Annotated in this window: 18 protein-coding genes and 1 pseudogene; 4 read left to right on the top strand and 15 right to left on the bottom strand. The window is 69.7% G+C overall.

Annotated features, from left to right (window positions below):
- Positions 1 to 10 precede the first annotated feature (10 nt).
- From MTE01_RS02530 to prmC, 10 genes are all read right to left on the bottom strand, one after another.
- Positions 11 to 910 (bottom strand): F0F1 ATP synthase subunit gamma, encoded by a 900-nt coding sequence (locus MTE01_RS02530; RefSeq protein WP_103210259.1) that lies wholly within the window; start codon positions 908 to 910, stop codon positions 11 to 13.
- Positions 911 to 934: 24 nt separating this feature from the next.
- Positions 935 to 2,566, bottom strand: coding sequence for a F0F1 ATP synthase subunit alpha (gene atpA, locus MTE01_RS02525; RefSeq protein WP_103210257.1), 1,632 nt, complete (start codon positions 2,564 to 2,566; stop codon positions 935 to 937).
- Between the two features lie 62 nt (positions 2,567 to 2,628).
- A complete protein-coding gene (locus MTE01_RS02520; RefSeq protein WP_141375530.1) occupies positions 2,629 to 3,417 on the bottom strand; it encodes a F0F1 ATP synthase subunit delta in 789 nt (262 codons plus the stop codon).
- The gene (locus MTE01_RS02515) at positions 3,417 to 3,974 is read right to left on the bottom strand and encodes a F0F1 ATP synthase subunit B (protein ID WP_103210253.1); all 558 of its coding nucleotides are present in this window, start codon (positions 3,972 to 3,974) and stop codon (positions 3,417 to 3,419) included. The genes MTE01_RS02520 and MTE01_RS02515 overlap by 1 nt, the downstream gene beginning before the upstream one ends.
- Positions 3,975 to 4,009: 35 nt before the next feature.
- Complete coding sequence (gene atpE, locus MTE01_RS02510) at positions 4,010 to 4,243, bottom strand: F0F1 ATP synthase subunit C (RefSeq protein ID WP_043360904.1); 234 nt, start codon at positions 4,241 to 4,243, stop codon at positions 4,010 to 4,012.
- 44 nt (positions 4,244 to 4,287) lie between these two features.
- A complete protein-coding gene (atpB, locus tag MTE01_RS02505) occupies positions 4,288 to 5,100 on the bottom strand; it encodes a F0F1 ATP synthase subunit A (RefSeq protein WP_103210251.1) in 813 nt (270 codons plus the stop codon).
- Between the two features lie 212 nt (positions 5,101 to 5,312).
- Complete coding sequence (locus tag MTE01_RS02500) at positions 5,313 to 5,801, bottom strand: Cg1360 family ATP-synthase-associated protein (RefSeq protein WP_141375528.1); 489 nt, start codon at positions 5,799 to 5,801, stop codon at positions 5,313 to 5,315.
- Entirely contained in the window at positions 5,798 to 6,970 is a 1,173-nt protein-coding gene (locus MTE01_RS02495) for an MraY family glycosyltransferase (RefSeq protein ID WP_103210246.1), read from the bottom strand. The genes MTE01_RS02500 and MTE01_RS02495 overlap by 4 nt, the downstream gene beginning before the upstream one ends.
- Positions 6,967 to 7,704, bottom strand: coding sequence for an L-threonylcarbamoyladenylate synthase (locus MTE01_RS02490; protein ID WP_141375526.1), 738 nt, complete (start codon positions 7,702 to 7,704; stop codon positions 6,967 to 6,969). The genes MTE01_RS02495 and MTE01_RS02490 overlap by 4 nt, the downstream gene beginning before the upstream one ends.
- A 39-nt stretch (positions 7,705 to 7,743) precedes the next feature.
- A complete protein-coding gene (gene prmC / locus MTE01_RS02485) occupies positions 7,744 to 8,637 on the bottom strand; it encodes a peptide chain release factor N(5)-glutamine methyltransferase (protein WP_141375524.1) in 894 nt (297 codons plus the stop codon).
- Positions 8,638 to 8,736: 99 nt separating this feature from the next.
- Here prmC and cysK point away from each other — a divergent pair, with 99 nt between their 5' ends.
- Entirely contained in the window at positions 8,737 to 9,675 is a 939-nt protein-coding gene (gene cysK / locus MTE01_RS02480) for a cysteine synthase A (protein WP_141375522.1), read from the top strand.
- A gap of 1 nt (position 9,676) precedes the next feature.
- Positions 9,677 to 10,246 carry a serine O-acetyltransferase EpsC gene (gene epsC / locus MTE01_RS02475; RefSeq protein WP_141375520.1) on the top strand — a complete coding sequence of 190 codons (570 nt, stop codon included), beginning with the start codon at positions 9,677 to 9,679 and terminating at the stop codon, positions 10,244 to 10,246.
- 52 nt (positions 10,247 to 10,298) lie between these two features.
- Here epsC and MTE01_RS17485 read toward each other — a convergent pair whose 3' ends face one another.
- Together MTE01_RS17485 and MTE01_RS17480 are read right to left on the bottom strand one after the other, a co-directional pair.
- Complete coding sequence (locus MTE01_RS17485) at positions 10,299 to 11,162, bottom strand: acyl-CoA dehydrogenase family protein (RefSeq protein ID WP_371861595.1); 864 nt, start codon at positions 11,160 to 11,162, stop codon at positions 10,299 to 10,301.
- Positions 11,163 to 11,192: 30 nt separating this feature from the next.
- Positions 11,193 to 11,519, bottom strand: a pseudogene (locus MTE01_RS17480) (acyl-CoA dehydrogenase family protein); the annotation flags it as partial.
- Between the two features lie 38 nt (positions 11,520 to 11,557).
- On the opposite strand from MTE01_RS17480, the gene MTE01_RS02465 reads away from it, so the two are divergent.
- Both MTE01_RS02465 and MTE01_RS02460 read left to right on the top strand, forming a co-directional pair.
- Positions 11,558 to 12,208, top strand: a complete 651-nt coding sequence (locus MTE01_RS02465) for a helix-turn-helix domain-containing protein (RefSeq protein ID WP_141375516.1) — start codon at positions 11,558 to 11,560, stop codon at positions 12,206 to 12,208.
- A gap of 110 nt (positions 12,209 to 12,318) precedes the next feature.
- On the top strand, positions 12,319 to 13,722 hold the full coding sequence (locus MTE01_RS02460; protein ID WP_141375514.1) for an amidase: 1,404 nt from the start codon (positions 12,319 to 12,321) through the stop codon (positions 13,720 to 13,722).
- Between the two features lie 123 nt (positions 13,723 to 13,845).
- Here the strand turns inward: MTE01_RS02460 and MTE01_RS02455 are convergent, their stop codons facing one another.
- From MTE01_RS02455 to rho, 3 genes are read right to left on the bottom strand one after another with little or no spacing between them, the layout of a single operon-like run.
- A complete protein-coding gene (locus MTE01_RS02455; protein WP_141375512.1) occupies positions 13,846 to 14,439 on the bottom strand; it encodes a GrpB family protein in 594 nt (197 codons plus the stop codon).
- Positions 14,440 to 14,448: 9 nt separating this feature from the next.
- On the bottom strand, positions 14,449 to 15,525 hold the full coding sequence (gene prfA, locus MTE01_RS02450) for a peptide chain release factor 1 (protein WP_141375510.1): 1,077 nt from the start codon (positions 15,523 to 15,525) through the stop codon (positions 14,449 to 14,451).
- Between the two features lie 32 nt (positions 15,526 to 15,557).
- Entirely contained in the window at positions 15,558 to 17,714 is a 2,157-nt protein-coding gene (rho, locus tag MTE01_RS02445) for a transcription termination factor Rho (protein WP_174799628.1), read from the bottom strand.
- Positions 17,715 to 17,823: the final 109 nt, after the last annotated feature.

The following is a 17,823-nucleotide window of genomic DNA, read 5'->3' as shown; positions in this document are numbered from 1 at the left end:
CCTTGGGAACTTACTTGCCGGATGACAGAGCATCGGCGCCGCCGACGATCTCGGCGATCTGCTGCGTGATCTCCGCCTGACGCGCGTTGTTGCGCAGGCGGGTGTAGTCGGTGATGAGCTTGTCGGCATTGTCGCTGGCCGACTTCATGGCCTTCTGGGTCGCGGCGTGCTTGGCAGCCGACGACTGGAGAAGGGCGTTGAAGATACGGCTCTGGACATAGACCGGCAGGAGCGCATCGAGCACGGTCTCAGCGTCCGGCTCGAATTCGTAGAGCGGGTAGATCTCGGCCTGGCCCGGGGCCTCGTCGGCCTCGAGCACCTCGAGCGGAAGCAGACGCACCGATTCGGGCGACTGCGTCATCATGCTGACGAAGCGGTTGTACACGAGGTGGATCTCGTCGACACCCTCGTTCTCGCCACCGGCGCGGTACGCCTCGAGAACGGCATCCGAGATCTCCTCCGCGGTGGAGAACTGCGGAGTGTCGGTGTCACCGACCCACTGCGCGGCGCTCGCCATGCGACGGAACTGGAAGTAGCCGACGGCCTTGCGACCGACGAGGTAGAACACCACGTCCTTGCCCTGCGACCGCAGGAGCTCGGCCAGCTCGAGAGCCTCGCGGAGGATCTGCGAGTTGAACGCGCCGGCCAGGCCTCGGTCGGAGGTGAACACGACCAGTGCCGAGCGGCGGATGTTCTCTCGCTCCGTCGTCAGCGGGTGGTCGACGGAGGAGTGCGTGGCCACCGCGGAGACGGCGCTCGTGACGGCCCGCGCGAAGGGCGACGCCGCGCGCACACGCGCCATCGCCTTCTGGATGCGCGAAGCCGCGATGAGCTCCATCGCCTTCGTGATCTTCTTGGTCGTCTGAGCAGAAGAGATCTTCTGCTTGTAGACCCGCAGTTGTGCGCCCATGATTCCGTTCTCGTGTCGTCGCTATCAGCGACGGCCCTTGACGATCCGCTCCTGGTTGACGTCTTCCGCCTCGGCAGCGTCGACCTTCTCTGCCCCGACGACGCCCTGATCCTTGCCGGGCTGGAATTCCTTCGCAAACGCGTCGATCTTCTGCTCCAGCTCCGCGAGCGTGTCGTCGCCGAGCACGTTCGTCTCGCGCAGCGTGTCGAGCACAGTCGAGTTGCGGCGGAGGTAGTCCAACAGCTCGCGCTCGAAGCGAAGGACATCGGACACCTCGACGGTGTCGAGCTTGCCGTTCGTGCCGGCCCAGATCGAGACGACCTGCTCCTCGACCGGGTACGGCGAGTACTGCGGCTGCTTGAGGAGCTCGGTCAGACGGGCACCACGGGCGAGCTGACGGCGCGACGCCGCGTCGAGGTCGCTCGCGAACATCGCGAAAGCCTCGAGCGAGCGGTACTGCGCGAGCTCCAGCTTCAGCGTTCCGGAGACCTTCTTGATCGACTTGACCTGAGCGTCACCGCCCACGCGCGAGACCGAGATACCCACGTCGACCGCGGGACGCTGGTTGGCGTTGAAGAGGTCGGACTGCAGGAAGATCTGGCCGTCGGTGATCGAGATCACGTTGGTCGGGATGTACGCCGAGACGTCGTTGGCCTTGGTCTCGATGATGGGCAGACCCGTCATCGAACCGGCCCCGAGCTCGTCGGACAGCTTCGCGCAACGCTCGAGCAGACGCGAGTGCAGGTAGAAGACGTCACCGGGGTACGCCTCGCGGCCCGGCGGACGGCGCAGCAGCAGCGAAACAGCACGGTAGGCCTCGGCCTGCTTCGAGAGGTCGTCGAAGATGATGAGGACGTGCTTGCCGCCGTACATCCAGTGCTGACCGATGGCCGAGCCGGTGTAGGGGGCGAGGTACTTGAATCCGGCGGGGTCGGAGGCCGGGGCTGCGACGATGGTGGTGTACTCCATCGCGCCGGCCTCCTCGAGGGCGCCCTTCACCGAAGCGATGGTCGAGCCCTTCTGGCCGATCGCGACGTAGATGCAGCGCACCTGCTTGTTGACGTCGCCGGACTCCCAGTTGGCCCGCTGGTTGATGATCGTGTCGATCGCGATGGCCGTCTTACCGGTCTGGCGGTCGCCGATGATGAGCTGGCGCTGGCCGCGTCCGACCGGGATCATCGCGTCGATCGCCTTGATGCCGGTCTGCAGGGGCTCGTGAACGCTCTTGCGCTGCATGACGCCGGGCGCCTGGAGCTCGAGCGCGCGACGGCCCTCGGTCGCGATCTCGCCGAGACCGTCGATCGGGTTGCCGAGCGGGTCGACGACGCGACCCAGGTAGCCGTCACCGACGCCGACCGAGAGGACCTCACCGGTGCGGGTGACGCTCTGGCCTTCTTCGATGCCGGCGAAGTCGCCGAGGACGACCACACCGATCTCGTTCTCGTCGAGGTTCTGAGCGAGGCCGAGCGTGCCGTCCGCGAAGCGGATGAGCTCGTTGGCCATGACGCCCGGAAGGCCCTCGACGTGTGCGATGCCGTCGGCCGCGTCGACGACGGCGCCGACCTCGGTCGCCGCAGCGCCGGTGGGCTCGTAGGCGTTGACGAAGTCCTTCAGCGCGTCACGAATGACGTCGGGGCTGATAGAGAGATCTGCCATTGTCTTCCTTCGTTCGTGGGGCACTCGGCCCCCAGATCCACGCCCACTCGGGCGGAAAGTCTTTAGCCTGCGATCCGCTGGCGGAGGTCAGCGAGACGTGCGGACACGCTCGCGTCGATGACGTCGTCCGCGACCTGCACACGCAGACCGCCGACCACCGTCGGGTCGATCACGGTGTTCAGCGTGACCGCCGAACCGTAACGTGCGCTGAGAGAGTTCTGCAGACGGGTCTGCTGCTCGGCGCTCAGAGGTGCCGCGGCGTACACGGTCGCGACGATGCGCGCGCGCTGGTCGGCGACGATGCGCTCGGCACGGCGCAGCAGAGCGCGCACACGGCGACCGCGGGCGTTCTGCACCAGCGACGACACGATGAGTGCAGTGCCCGCGCTCGCGCGACCGTCGAGAAGGGTCGAGACGAGCGACCCCTTCGCCGAGGCGCCGCCGAGGCGCCCACCGAGAGCGAGCTCGAGCCCGCCGTTGCTCGCGACGGTGCGCGAGAAGGCGAACAGCTCCGACTCGATGTCCGCCGACTCGGCGACCGAGGTCGCCTGGATCGCCAGCTCTTCGAGACCCTCCACGAACTGCCCGTCGTTCGACCAGCGCTGCTGGGCGGCGCTGGAGAGCAGGGCGACGGTGGCGGGACGGTAGGTGGAGCCGAAGACGGCCGAGACCAGCCCCGCGCGAGCGGGGGCCGGCACCGACGAGTCGGACAGCGCGCCGCTCAACTGCGACGATCCGCTCACGGCACCGACGGCCGCGAACAGCTCGCGCGCGACGTCGAGATCGACGCCCGACGTGGAGGCCAGCGCCTCCGTCGTCGCGGTCCGCGCCTGAGTGGTCGCGCTGCCCATTACTTGGCCGCCTTCTCGGACGCCTCGAGCTCGGCGAGGAAGCGGTCGACCACGGCGTTCGCACGCGCGTCGTCGGACAGGGTCTCACCGATCACATTGCCGGCGAGGTCGACCGCGAGGGTACCGACCTCGGAGCGCAGCTGCACGAGGGTGGCCTGACGCTCGGCCTCGATCTGGGCGTGCGCGGACGCGGTGATGCGAGCGGCATCGGCGGCCGCGGTCTCGCGCGCCTCGGCGACGATCTTGCGACCGTCCTGCGTGGCGGACTCGCGGATCTCACCGGCTTCGCGGCGCGCCTCGGCGAGCTGAGCCGTGTACTGCTCGAGGGCGGCCTCGGCCTGACGCTGGGCCTCGTCGGCCTTCGCGATGTTGCCCTCGATGGCAGCACTGCGCTCGTCGAGCAGCTTCGCCATGCGCGGCAGAGCGACGCGCCACACCACGAAGATGATGACGACGAAGCACACCGCCGACCAGATGATGTCGTAGACCGCAGGAAGCAGCGGGTTGTGCGCTTCCCCCGCGGGCTCCGCGGCGAGAGTGACAAGAGCGTTCAGCATCCTGTCTCCTTACAGTGAATCGAGAGCGGCCGGGATCAAGTGAAGATGAAGCCGGTCGCGATACCGATGAAGGCGAGCGCCTCGGTGAAGGCGATACCGATGAACATCAGGACCTGCAGGCGGCCCGCGAGCTCGGGCTGACGGGCGACGCCCTCGATCGTCTTGCCGACGACGATGCCCACGCCGATGGCGGGGCCGATGGCGGCGAGACCGTAGCCGATCGTGGCGACGTTACCGGTGACCTGGGCGAGAACCGTAGTTGCGTCCACGGGTTTTTTCCTTTCGTTGGGTGGCTCGGCGTGCGCCGGGCCGCTCAGTGCTCTTCTGCGACCGCGAGCTGGATGTAGACCGCGGTGAGGATCGCGAAGACGTACGCCTGGAGGAAGGCGACGAAGATTTCGAACAGGGTGAAGGCGAAGCCGAAGGCCAGCGAACCGGCGCCGAGAGCCGTCCACCATCCGCTGAGCCCGACGACGAAGAACTGCGTCGCCGAGAAGAACAGCACCAGCATGAGGTGACCGACGACCATGTTCATCAGCAGACGCAGCGTCAGGGTGACGGGCCGGATGATGAACGTGGAGAGGAACTCGAGCGGGACGATGATGATGTACAGCGGCCACGGGACGCCCGAGGGCAGCAGCGCGTTCTTGAAGAAGCCGGCGGGGCTCTTCTTGATGCCTGCGTAAATGAAGGTGACGTAGGCCACGATCGCGAGCAGCATCGGAACGGCGATGACGCTGGTGCCGGCGATGTTCAGGAACGGGATGACACCCGTGATGTTCATGAACAGCACCATGAAGAAGATGGTGGTGAGGATCGGCAGGAAGCGCTTGCCGTCCTTGCGGCCGAGGATGTCCTCGGCGATGTTGACCCGGACGAAGTCGAGGCCCATCTCGGCGACGCTCTGGAAGCGGCCGGGGACGATCTTCATGCGGCGAGTGCCGAGCACGAGGAAGAGAACGAGGGCCAGCGTCGCCAGCATCTGCGTGAGGTTGATACGCGTGATCGCGAAGATCGTGCCCTCGAACAGCACCGCATCCGGGAAGAACTCCGAAATGGACGGCGGGTGGAACTCGGCACCCGCGGACGCGAAGTTCGTGATCAGGGTCGCAGCTTGAGTAGTCAGCGCTGGCTCCAGCTTCGGGGCATCGGTGTGAACCGTTGCGACGATGGTCGGTGATTGTTACCCGAAGTGCGAGCCTGGAGAAGAGTTCCAATCGCGGGTGGGTACTAGGGCAACCCTATCAAACTCCCGGCGGATCCATGAGTCCGGCTGCAGCGATCGTCTCGCCGGCGGACTAGTGGGCCTCGACGTGCCGCCTCATGGGATACGGGGGCCTAGGATCGGCGTTCGCCCGCGTCGGGGTCGGTGGGCAGGGTCACATCGCTCACGCTCGGGATGCGCATGCGCAGGAGCACCACCACGTCGACGGCGAGCGAGGCGATCACGCTGACGACGAGCGCCACGTAGAACACGACCGGGTCGACCCAGCCCTGTCCGCGCAGCACGACGATCGCCACGATGAACAGGATGAGCTTGAGCAGCCAGCCGCCCAGGACGATCCCGAAGAAGATCGGAACGTAGAGGGGATCGCCGAACCAGCGGTTCGCCACGAGGATGCTGATGGCCGTCACCGCGAGGAAGATCGCGCTGACGGCGACGCCCGACAGCGCGCTGCCGAGGCCTCCCCCACCTCCGACGAGGAAGCCGAGCGCGGCACCGAGAACGAGGAGCACCGCCGTCACGATGCCGCCCCAGACCAGGGCGGTGCGCAGCACCGGGGTACTGGAGAGAGGGCGGCGAGGGGCGGGGGGAACACTGCTCATGAGGGGGACTCCGGTCGGGTGGGTCGGGGGCGGCGGGTCAGCCGCAGACGGTGTTGGGAGGGCAGGAGCGTGAGGACGGCGCACGCGGCGACGCCGGTCACGCCGAAGGCGATGCCGATCGCATAGTCGCCGGGCCAGCCCTGCTGGGTGCCGATGTACATCAGCAGGAACGCGAGGCTCACCACGGCGGTCCAGCTGTAGAAGATGAGGACCGCGTCACGGTCGGTGTGCCCCATATCGAGCATGCGGTGGTGAAGGTGCTTGCGATCCGGGGAGAAGGGCGACCGGCCCGCCCACTGCCGCCGCACCACCGCGAGACCGAAATCGAGCAGGGGGAGCAGCACGATGACCACGGGCAGCAGGATGGGGATGAACGCCCCGAGCAGCTGGGAACGGCCGATCTTCTCCGGGTCGAGAACGGCGGGGTCGAGCTGACCGGTGATCGCGACGGCGGAGCTCGCCATGAGCAGCCCGAGCATGAGCGCCCCGGCATCGCCCATGAACAGCTTGGCCGGAGTCCAGTTCATCGGCAGGAACCCCAGGCACGCGCCCACGAGCACCGCCGCGATGAAGGAGGCGAGGTTGAAGTAGGTGCTCGCTCCCGTGTCGCGCACGAGAAGGTACGAGTACGCGAAGAAGACGCCGTTCGCGATCAGACAGACGCCCGCCACCAGGCCGTTCAAACCGTCGATGAAGTTCACGGCGTTCATGACCACCACCATCGCGAACACGGTCAGCAGGAAGCTCACCCAGCTCGATCCCACCGTGAGAGCGCCGATCGGAAGCGACAGGATCTGCAGTTGACCGAACCAGGCGATGACGCCGGCCGCCACGAACTGCGCCCCGAGCTTGATCATCCAGTCGAGATCCCACAGATCGTCGGCGACGCCGACGAGCACGATGAGCAGCACCGCGCCGAGGAGCGAGAGCACCGGCACGGGGTCGATCCAGAAGATCGCGAAGTACGGGTTTTTGCTCGAGAGCGCGAAGGCCGCCACCACGCCGAGGAACATGGCGACGCCGCCGAGCCGCGGGGTCGGAGTCTTGTGCACGTCGCGGTCACGGATGCCGGGGTACAGCTTGAACCGCAGGGCGAGCTTCCACACCACCCACGACAGCGCGAGCGTGACCGCCGCCGTGAACAGGATGGTGAGGAGGTATTGGGTCACGGACCCGGCGCCTCGGCATCCGGGGTCGTCGCGGACGGCGCCGCCAACGGATCGGCGACGTCGTCGACGGGATCGGGCTCGAGGAGGTCGCCCACCACCGCGCGCAGACGGTCGCGCGAGATCGCCCCCTCGCGCAAGACGCGGATCCGGGGTTCTGCTCCCCCGACGAGCGTCGTCGCGTCGATGATCGTCGAGGCGATGCCCGTCTCGCTGACGCCGGCGTCGAGGTAGACGGCCACGCTGTCGCCGAGCATGTCGCGGGCGGAGTCGATGTCGACCGCCGCGGCGCGACCCGTGAGGTTCGCGCTCGACACAGCGAGCGGCCCGGTCTCTTCGAGGAGCTCGAGCGTCATCTTCTGCGCGGGCATGCGGACCGCGACCGTGCCGTGGGTGTCACCGAGGTCCCACGAGAGCGAGGGCTGCGCGGGGAGCACGATCGTCAGTCCACCCGGCCAGAACTCGCGGACGAGGTCGTCGACGGCGGGAGGGATCTCTGCGACGAGGGCCCGCAGCGTTCCGACACCGGGAACGAGGACCGGCGGCGGCTGCTGTCGCCCGCGCCCCTTCGCCTCGAGCAGGCCCGCGACGGCGCGCGCGTTGAACGCGTCTGCGGCGATTCCGTAGACGGTGTCGGTGGGGAGCACGACGAGTTCGCCGCGGCCGATCGCTTGACGCGCGTGGCGCATCCCGGACAGCAGCTGCGATTCGTCACGGCAGTCGTAGACGGGTGACATAACGCGCGTCAGTCTAGTCGCGCGCCGCCACCCGCGTGGTCACGGGCGGGTGGCGGTCGTGGCGCGGTCCCTGCTCGTCAGATCGGGGTGGGTCGCAGCCGAGCGCCAGCCGTCGGCGGTGAGGATGTCGCGAATCGCCGCCCCCTGCCACTCGCCGTGCTCGATGACGAGAGTCGCACCGGAGTGGCCGAGGCGGAGTCCGACGCGGCTGAGGTGGCGCACGGCATCCAGGCCGTCCGGTCCTCCGTACAGCGCCGCCGGCGGGTCGTAGAGGCGCACCTCGGGATCGCGCGGGATCGCGTCATCCGGGACGTAGGGAGGGTTGGATGCCACGACCGAGACGGTTCCGTCGAGTTCGGGGAACGCGTCGGCGAGATCGACGAAGGCGAGCGTGACGTTTTCGGCGCGGAGTCGGGCCACGTTCTGCTTCGTCCAGACGAACGCGTCGACCGAGTTCTCCGCTGCGAACACGCGCGAATGCGGCACCTCCGTGGCCATCGCGAGCGCGATGGCTCCGGAGCCGGTGCCGAGATCGACCGCGATCGGAGCCTCGGATGCCGCGGAGCGCAACGCGTCGATCGCGAGCTGGGCCACCATCTCGGTCTCGGGGCGCGGGACGAAGACGCCCGGGCCCACGGCGAGCTCCATCGAGCGGAACGGGGCGAGACCGGTGAGGTGCTGCAGCGGCTCGCGAGCCGCGCGGCGGTCGATCAGAGGGGCGAGCGCCCGCGCGGCCGGCTCCGGCATCCGGTCCCCTCGGACCGCGGCCGCTTGAACGCCACCGCGGGAGGAGCCGAGGACATGGGCCGTAAGCAACTCGGCGTCGACCTGGGGGTCGGGCACTCCCGCTGCGTGCAGTCGCTGCGCGGCGGAGCGCACGGCATCCGCGACGGAAACGGCGACGGGGGCAGGGGGCGGGACGGTCTCTGGCATGACGGGAGCCCAGCCTAGTCGCGCGGCGTCACACGGGCCGGCGGTGTCGGAAGGCTCGCCTAAAATGATCGCGTCCCGACCGACGGCGAAAGGCGAGCCATGCCCGGCATCCACTCCGACATCACCTCTGCATTCGGCGACACGCCGCTCGTGCGGCTCAACCGCGTCGCCGAGGGCGCCGGCGGCCAGATCCTCGCCAAGCTCGAGTTCTACAACCCCGCGTCGAGCGTCAAGGACCGCCTGGGCATCGCGATCGTCGACGCGGCCGAGGCCTCGGGCGAGCTCAAGCCCGGCGGCACGCTCGTCGAGTCGACGAGCGGCAACACCGGCATCGCCCTCGCCATGGTGGGCGCCGCCCGCGGCTACAAGGTCATTCTCACGATGCCGGCGTCGATGTCGAAGGAGCGCCGCATCCTCCTCAAAGCCTTCGGGGCGGAGCTCGTCCTCACCGACCCGACCAAGGGCATGTCGCACGCCGTCGACGAGGCCAAGCGCATCGTCGCCGAGACGCCGGGCGCGGTCTGGGCCCGCCAGTTCGAGAACGAGGCGAACCCCGCGATCCACCGCAAGACCACGGCGGAAGAGATCCTGCGCGACACCGACGGCAAGGTCGATTACTTCGTCGCCGGCATCGGCACCGGCGGCACCATCACCGGCGTCGGCCAGGTGCTCAAGGAGCGCGTACCCGGAGTGAAGGTCGTGGCCGTCGAGCCCGCCGACTCCCCCGTGCTCACGAAGGGCCACCCCGGACCCCACAAGATCCAGGGCATCGGCCCCAACTTCGTGCCCGCGATCCTCGACCGCGACATCATCGACGAGGTGATCGACGTCGAGTTCGACGACGCGATCCGCCTCGCCCGCGAGACCGCGGCCAAGGACGGCATCCTCGTCGGCATGTCGTCGGGTGCGGCGATCTGGGCGGCCCTCGAGGTCGCGCGCCGCCCCGAGGCGGCCGGCAAGAACATCGTCGTCATCATCCCCTCGTACGGCGAGCGGTACCTCTCGACCGCGCTCTACGAGCACCTGCGCGAAGACTGACGTGGGGGCCCTCTCCCACCTGCGCGACGACATCTCGGCCGCCAAACTCCGCGACCCCGCGGCGCGCGGCGGTCTTGAGATCGCCCTGCTCTATCCGGGCCTGCACGCCGTCTGGTCGTACCGGATCGCGAACCGCCTCTGGCGGCGCGGCCTGCGCTTCCCCGCGCGCGCCCTGTCGCAGGTGACGCGGTGGCTCACCGGGGTCGAGATCCACCCCGGTGCCACGATCGGACGCCGCTTCTTCATCGACCACGGCATGGGCGTCGTGATCGGCGAGACCGCCGAGGTCGGCGACGACGTCATGCTGTATCACGGCGTCACGCTCGGCGGTCGTCAGCGCGAGGGCGGGAAGCGCCACCCCACCCTGCACGACGGGGTCGCGGTCGGCGCGGGGGCGAAGATCCTCGGGCCGATCACTCTCGGGGCTCGCTCCGTCGTGGGGGCGAACGCCGTCGTCACGCGAGACGCACCGGCCGACAGCGTGCTCGTGGGCGTGCCCGCCACTGCGCGTCAGCGCCGCGCCGGCGAAGACACCCGTGCGGTGCTGACGACGCCCGAGTACTGGATCTGAACACTCCTGTGCGGACCCGCCATCGCCGCGGGCCCGCACAGAAGCGGCTCGATCAGACCGACAGGCGGTTCTCCGCCGCGGCCAGGGGGTCGTACCCGGGGGTACGCAGCATCTCGTGCAGATGCCGGCGACGCACGCCCATATTGCCCCCGTCATAGATGGGTAGGCAGAGCACATCCAGCATGATGTCGCCGAGTGGAGCGCGGTCGCCGTACGAGTCCACGCCCACGAGGCGCATCGCGTCGTAGACGGTCTGCACCGACAGCTCGGAGTTGTAGATCTTCGACATGTTCGACAGCTCGCGGTCGAGGCCCCCGGTCTTGTCGAAGTGGTCCGCGGCCTTCCAGGCGAAGTAGCGGCCCACCTCGATGCGGGTCTTGATGTCGGCGAGCATGTAGCCGGCGTTCTGGTGGTCGATGACCGGCACGCTGCCGGAGCGCTTCTCGGTCGAGACGAAGTCGTACGCGATCTCGAACGCGCGGCGCATCTTGCCGACCGCCGCCGCGGCGATGCTCGAGCACGTCCACGAGAACGACCCCTTCGTCAGCGCGAGCCCGTCGCCGGGGGCGCCGATCAGGTTCTCGACCGGCACGCGTACGTCGACGAAGTCCACGTACGGGGAGTTGGTGGCGAGGTGGCCGATCGTGTCGATGATGCCCGAGAACGTGACGCCCGGCGTGCCCTTCTCGACCACGATGATCGCGAGCGACTCGGCCGGCGGCTTCGTCTCGTCGATGCGGCAGACGACGCTGATGATGTCGGCTCCATCGTCGTCCCAGCCGGAGGCGTTGGTGGTGTATGCCTTGCGGCCGTTGATGACCCATTCGTCCCCGTCGCGGACGGCGAAGGTCTGCACCCCGTAACGGGGATCGGGGTGGTCGAAGTTGGCGCCCCCGGCGGCCTCGGTGAAAGCGATGGCCGCGAGAGCCGGGCTGCCGTCGACGAACGGCGCGAGGAAGCGCTCCTTCTGCTCGGGTGTGCCCGCCGTGATGATGGGGAACGTGCCGAGACCCGTACCGAGGACGATGGTCGGAGTGTTGATCTCGACGCGCGCGAGCTCCTCGCAGGCGAGCGCGAACTGCAGGTTGCTGAAGCGGTGCCCGCCGTTCTCGACGGGGATGAGGCCCTTGACGAAACCGGCATCCACCATCTGCTGATAGAAGGGCTTCAGGGCGCGGAACCGGTCGAGAGGGTCGGGGATCGGCGCGATGAGGTCGGGGACCTGGCTGAGGACGGTCTCGGCGAACTCGCGCGCCTGCAGGCGGAGACCGAGATGCTCTTCGGAGAGGGGGCCCCGGGACGTTCACGATCGTGGATGCCACCCGCTCGTTCACTCTGGACTACCTCGACCCGTGGCGCACCGTGTCGTTCCCCGTTCCCGTACGCGACGTACCCGAGAGCCTGCGGGCCGAGGCCACGGCCCGCACGTTCTCGACGGGCACAGGGCTCGGTGCCGTCCTCGCCGACACCCTGCGCTCGTCGTGGTCACAGGCGCCGCGAATGAGCGACAGCGAAGCGGATGCTGTGGGAGCAGCCGTGGCGTCCCTCAGTCGCGCGCTCTCCCCCTCGACGCGAACCGACGCCCTCCGCGAGGAGGCAGGCGGTGACGAGGTGCTGCGCCGGAGCATCGAGCACCATCTCGAACGGCACGTCCGGTTCGCCGACACCTCCCCCGCCGCGATGGCCCGCCACTTCGCCATCTCGGTGCGCAAGCTCCACCAACTGTACGAAAGCGCGCCCCTGACCTACGGACAGACGGTGATGCGCACGCGTGTCCTCGCGTGCGCCGAGGACCTGCGGGCCGAGCGCGGTCGGGCGACGATGACGCATCTGGCCGCGAAGTGGGGATTCAGCGATCTCTCGCACCTGCATCGTGCGTTCCGCCACCATCTCGGTCACTCTCCGCGCGAGGTGCTCGCGCAACTCGACGCGGACGTGGCCGCGTGGGAGCGCGCCGGCTGAGATCCGGTCGCGACATCGCCGAGCCCCGTCACCGGCGTGTTGCGACGGGGCTGCGGACGCGCAGACCGCCGGCCGGATGTCGCACGGTCCCGACACCGTAGGCTCGTGGCATGACGCGCCTGCACGATCTGACGTTGGTCGCGCAGCTCGCGGAGCTGACGAGCGGGACGGTGAGTCCGCGCGAGCTGACCGCACATTATCTCGACCGCATCGCCCGGTTCTCCGACCTGGGCGCCTTCGTCGAGACGACCCCGGACGCCGCCCTCCACCGCGCCGACGCAATCGGCGCCGGCACCCCGCACGGCGCCCTCTGGGGCGTCCCGCTGGCCGATAAGGATCTCGTGGCGCGCGCCGGCGTCGCCACCCGCTACGGGTCGAGGGCACGCGTGAGCCACGTGCCCGTGGCATCCGACCCTCTCGCCGACGCCCTCGACGCCGCCGGGGCCATCAACCTCGGCAAGACGAGCACATCGGAATTCGGTCTGACCGGCTTCACCGAGCCGCTCATCCACGCCCCGACCCGCGACCCCTGGCGCCCGTCCTCGGGAGCGGGCGGGTCGAGCGGGGGTGCCGCGGTCGCGGTTGCGGCAGGCCTTCTGCCCGCGGCCGTGGGGTCGGACGGTGGCGGGTCCATCCGCATCCCGTCCTCGACCGTCGGCGTCGTCGGGCTGAAGCCCTCGCGCGGGCGATTGCCCCTCGGTTCCGGCTTCGACTCCCCCGACGGCCTGTCCGTGACGGGGCCGATCGCGCGCTCGGCCGAGGACGCCGGGCTGCTGCTCGACGCGCTCGTCGGTCTCGCCCCGTTCCGCTACGCCACGGCCGCTCCGGGAACCGGGCCGTTCGTCGCAGCCGCGCGTCGCGAGCAGGTCGACCTCCGCATCGGTGCCACCACCGTCTCTCCGTGGGACGACGACGAAGACATCCGCCTCGACGTAGACGCCCGGCACGCCTTCGACACCGCCGCCGCCTGGCTCGCCGACGCGGGCCACGCGGTGACGGATGCCGACTGGTATCCGGTCGGATACGCGTCGCTGTTCCATGTGCTCTGGCGGGCGAGCGCGGCGCGGATTCCTCTCGGCGAAGCCGACATGGAACTCGTGGAACCGCTGACCGCGTGGCTCGTGCGGGAGGGACGCCGGCTCGACGCTCTCGACCTGCTCGACGGGCTCGCCGCCGCACGGGCGTTCGAGCGGCGGACGATCGCGGATTTCGCCGCCTTCGACGCCGTCCTCATGCCCGCTCTCGCGCAGGCTCCCCAACCGGTGGGCGCGTACGCGGGGCACAGCCCCGAGCGCACGTTCGCGATGCAGGTCGAATACGCGCCGTACTCGAGCTTCGTCAACGTCGCGGGGCTCCCCGCGATCACGCTCCCGGTCGTCGCCGACGGCACCGGCCACCCGGTCTCGGTCCAGCTGGTCGGGCGTCCCGGGGGCGAGGCGGTCCTGCTGTCGCTCGCCGCGCAGCTCGAAAGCCGTCGCGGTCCGCTCCCCCACCCGCCCGTATGGGGCTCCTGACCACTCAGCGATGGCGCGCGGGAGATCCGGCACGTCGCCGACCGCCGGGGCGTCCCGAACTGCGTCCGGGCCGGAGATCCCGCACCGTCATGGACGGACGGTCGCACGCCGGCACCGCGGACGTCAGGGCAAAAGCCCCGCGGCCACGAATGCTCGTGCGTAGATCTCACGGATCACGCCCTCTTTGCGGGCGTTGTACTCGCTCATCAAGCCGTCGGCCGCGACCTCGCGCTTGACCGCGGCGTACCGCTCCCGATCGGCCGCGTCTGTGCGAAGCCAGTCGCGGAAGATGCGGTGCCGCGCCGCCTCGGGGCTGTCGGGCGGCCACACGTGCAGGTTGGCGGCCGGCTCGGCCGAGACCAGGCAGCGGTGCCCGAGCCACCACGGCTCGCGCACGCGGAGCACGAACCCGAGCGACTCGAGGGCGGGCACGTAGGCGTCTTCGTCGTCGGTGTCGGCGACCATCAGGTCGATGTCGATGACGGGTTTGGCGGCCAGCCCCGGCACCGACGTCGAACCCACATGCTCGATCCGCAGCGCTCGCTCGCCGAGCGCCTCGACGATGCCCGCGCGGAGCGTGTCGAAGACCCCCGGCCAGTCGGCATCCGGTTCCACGATCTCGATGTGCCGCGCCTGCTCGGGCGAGCCGACCCACGGTGAGAGCCCGGGCGGGGGCGGAGTGTCGTCGAAGGTGACGATCTGGGCGGCGGTGAGCACCACCCGAGCTTAGGAGTCGGCGAGGGCCGCGAGACGCGCTTCCTCGTCGGCGGTGATGGCCGACTCGATGATCGGGCCGAGGGCGCCGTCCATGACCTGGTCGAGGTTGTACGCCTTGTAACCGGTGCGGTGGTCCGCGATGCGGTTCTCGGGGAAGTTGTACGTACGGATGCGCTCGGAGCGGTCCATGCCGCGGATCTGCGACTTGCGCGCGTCGGCGGCGACCGCGTCGCGCTCCTCCTGCTGCTTGGCGAGAAGGCGGGCGCGCAGCACGCGCATGCCCGCCTCGCGGTTCTGCAGCTGCGACTTCTCGTTCTGCATCGACACGACGATGCCCGTGGGCACGTGGGTGATGCGGACGGCCGAGTCGGTCGTGTTGACGGACTGTCCGCCGGGACCCGACGAGCGGAACACGTCGATCTTGAGATCGTTGGGGTCGATCGCGACCTCTTCGGGCTCGTCGACCTCCGGGAAGACCAGCACACCCGTGGTCGAAGTATGGATGCGCCCCTGCGACTCGGTCGCCGGTACGCGCTGCACGCGGTGCACACCACCCTCGTACTTCAGGTGGGCCCAGACGCCCTGCGCGGGGTCGCTCGACGATCCCTTGATCGCGACCTGCACGTCTTTGTAGCCGCCCAGGTCGGACTCGGTGCGCTCGAGGAGCTCGGTCTTCCAGCCCATGGACGCCGCGTACTGCAGGTACATCCGCAGCAGGTCGGCCGCGAAGAGAGCGCTCTCCGCTCCTCCTTCGCCGCCCTTGATCTCCATGATGACGTCGCGGGCGTCGTCGGGGTCGCGCGGGATGAGCAGACGCCGCAGACGCTCCTGCGTCTCGGCGACCCGCTCTTCGAGCCCTGGCACTTCGTCGGCGAACGCCTCGTCCTCTCGCGCGAGTTCGCGAGCGGCCTCGAGGTCGTCGGATGCCGCGACCCAGGCCTCGTGCGCCGTGACGATTCGCGACAGCTCGGCGTACCGCCGGTTGACGCGCTTGGCGCGCGCGGCGTCCGCGTGCACGGCCGGGTCGGAAAGCTCTTCCTGGACGGCCTTGTGCTCCTCGAGCAGTCCGCGGACCGACTCGAACATCGCGGGCTCCGACATCGCGCCTCCCGCCCCGATCAGCGGATGCTGTTGTCGTCACCGCCGCGCGCGGGCGCCGGGATCGACTTCTGCATCTGCACGAGGAACTCGACGTTGGACTGGGTCTCCTTGAGCTTGCCGAGCACGACCTCGAGGGCCTGCTGGGGCTCGAGACCGGCCAGCGCGCGACGGAGCTTCCAGGTGATCTTGACCTCGTCGCTCGACAGCAGCATCTCTTCGCGGCGGGTGCTCGACGCGTTGACGTCGACGGCCGGGAAGATGCGCTTGTCGGCGAGCTGACGGTTCAGGCGCAGTTCGCTGTTGCCGGTGCCCTTGAACTCCTCGAAGATCACGTCGTCCATCTTGGAGCCGGTCTCGACGAGAGCGGTGGCGAGGATCGTGAGCGATCCGCCGTTCTCGATGTTGCGCGCAGCGCCGAAGAAGCGCTTGGGCGGGTAGAGCGCCGAGGCATCGACGCCACCCGAGAGCACGCGGCCCGAGGTGGGGGCGGCGAGGTTGTACGCGCGGCCGAGGCGGGTGATCGAGTCGAGCAGCACGACGACGTCGCGGCCGAGCTCGACCAGGCGCTTGGCGCGCTCGATGGCCAGTTCGGCGACCGTGGTGTGGTCTTCGGCCGGGCGGTCGAACGTCGAGGCGATGACCTCGCCGCGCACCGTGCGCTGCATGTCGGTGACCTCTTCGGGGCGCTCGTCGACGAGCACGACCATGAGGTGGACCTCGGGGTTGTTCGTGGCGATCGCGTTGGCGATCTGCTGCAGAACGATGGTCTTACCGGCCTTGGGCGGGGCGACGATCAGGCCGCGCTGGCCCTTGCCGACCGGGGCGACCAGGTCGATGATGCGCTGCGTGAGCTTCTCGGGGCCGGTCTCCAGGCGCAGGCGCTCCTGGGGGTAGAGCGGCGTGAGGTTGTTGAACTCGACGCGAGCGGCGGCGTCGTCGACCGACAGGCCGTTGATCGAGTCGACCTGCACGAGGGCGTTGTACTTCTGACGGCCCTGCTGCTCGCCCTCGCGGGGCTGCTTGATGGCGCCGACGACGGCGTCGCCCTTGCGGAGGTTGTACTTCTTGACCTGACCGAGCGAGACGTAGACGTCGCTCGGGCCGGGCAGGTAACCGGTGGTGCGCACGAACGCGTAGTTGTCGAGCACGTCGAGGACGCCGGCGATGGGGACGAGCACGTCGTCCTCGCCGATCTCGGTCTCGAACTCGTCGCCCGTGGGGGTCTGGCCGCGGCGCTTGTTGCGCTGGCGGTTGCGGCTGTTGGTCGCCCCGCCCTGCTGCTGCTGGGCCTGCTGGCCGTTCTGGGCGTTGTCACGCTGGGCGTTGTCGCGCTGGCCGCCCTGCTGCTGCGGGGCCTCGGCCTCGTCGGCGGCGGGCTGGGCCGGAGCCTCGGCCTTGTCGGCATCGGCCTTGTTGCGGTTGCGGTTGCGCGAGCGGCTGCGGCCACGGCCGCGGGCCGGGGCCTCGTCGGCCTGCTCGGCGGCACCGTCGGCGGGCGCGGCGGCACCGTCGGCGGGCGCGGCGTCGGCCTGCTCGGCGTCGCCCTCGGCGGGCGCGGTGTCGGGGGCGGGCGCCTCGGCGGCGGACGCGTCAGCGGCGACCGCGGGGGTCTCTGTCTCGGCGTCGGCGGCCACGTCGGCGGCCGTGGTGACGGGGGTCGTCGCGGACTCGTCGGTCGCGGCCTCGGCGGCGGGCGCCTCGGCGGCGGCGGGCGCCTCGGCGGCGGCGGCGTCAGCGGCGGCCTTCTCTTCGGCGGCGGCGGCTTCGGCGGCGGCCGTCTCTTCGGCGGTCGCGCTCTTGGCGCGACGCGGGGCACGCTTGCGCGGGGCGCGTGCGGGCTTCTCGACCGGGGCCGCCTCTTCGGCGGCGGGCTCCGCGGCAGCAGCGGCGACAGGCGCCTCCGAGGCGGGAGCATCGGCCGCGGGTGCATCGGCGGCGGGCGCGTCCGCGACCGCCTCGGCCGGGGCCTGCGCGGCGAGGGCGTCGTCGGTGAACAGCGCCTCGGGCTGCGCGTCGGCGGCCGCCTCAGCGGGCTCCTCGGCCGCGGGGGCGTCGGCGCCCTCGGGGGTCTGTTCGGTGTCGGTGCCCTCCGCCGCAGCCGTGGGCTGCTCGTCGGCGGGGGTCTCGGCGCCCTCGGGCGCGTCGACGGGCTGGGTCTCGGAGATGGACTCCACGAGTGCTCCTCAGAAAATGAAACGTGATCAGATCGCGCTTCGCCGTGCAGAACGCAGACGAAGGACACCAGCGGTTCGGGAGACTGCAGCCGATACCGGGTTCGCGATG

The sequence above is a fragment of the Microbacterium testaceum genome, from assembly GCF_006539145.1.
Lineage (GTDB): Bacteria > Actinomycetota > Actinomycetes > Actinomycetales > Microbacteriaceae > Microbacterium > Microbacterium testaceum.
Note: the sequence above shows the minus strand (reverse complement) of the source record. Positions and strands in the feature narration are given on the sequence as shown.

Excerpts from the sequence above, each read along its gene's own strand:
- MTE01_RS02530 (WP_103210259.1), bottom strand. The coding sequence starts at position 910 with ATGGGCGCACAACTGCGGGTCTACAAGCAGAAGATCTCTTCTGCTCAG.
- atpA (WP_103210257.1), bottom strand. The coding sequence starts at position 2,566 with ATGGCAGATCTCTCTATCAGCCCCGACGTCATTCGTGACGCGCTGAAG.
- MTE01_RS02520 (WP_141375530.1), bottom strand. The coding sequence starts at position 3,417 with ATGGGCAGCGCGACCACTCAGGCGCGGACCGCGACGACGGAGGCGCTG.
- MTE01_RS02515 (WP_103210253.1), bottom strand. The coding sequence starts at position 3,974 with ATGCTGAACGCTCTTGTCACTCTCGCCGCGGAGCCCGCGGGGGAAGCG.
- MTE01_RS02500 (WP_141375528.1), bottom strand. The coding sequence starts at position 5,801 with ATGAGCAGTGTTCCCCCCGCCCCTCGCCGCCCTCTCTCCAGTACCCCG.
- MTE01_RS02490 (WP_141375526.1), bottom strand. The coding sequence starts at position 7,704 with ATGTCACCCGTCTACGACTGCCGTGACGAATCGCAGCTGCTGTCCGGG.
- prmC (WP_141375524.1), bottom strand. The coding sequence starts at position 8,637 with ATGCCAGAGACCGTCCCGCCCCCTGCCCCCGTCGCCGTTTCCGTCGCG.
- cysK (WP_141375522.1), top strand. The coding sequence starts at position 8,737 with ATGCCCGGCATCCACTCCGACATCACCTCTGCATTCGGCGACACGCCG.
- MTE01_RS02460 (WP_141375514.1), top strand. The coding sequence starts at position 12,319 with ATGACGCGCCTGCACGATCTGACGTTGGTCGCGCAGCTCGCGGAGCTG.
- prfA (WP_141375510.1), bottom strand. The coding sequence starts at position 15,525 with ATGTTCGAGTCGGTCCGCGGACTGCTCGAGGAGCACAAGGCCGTCCAG.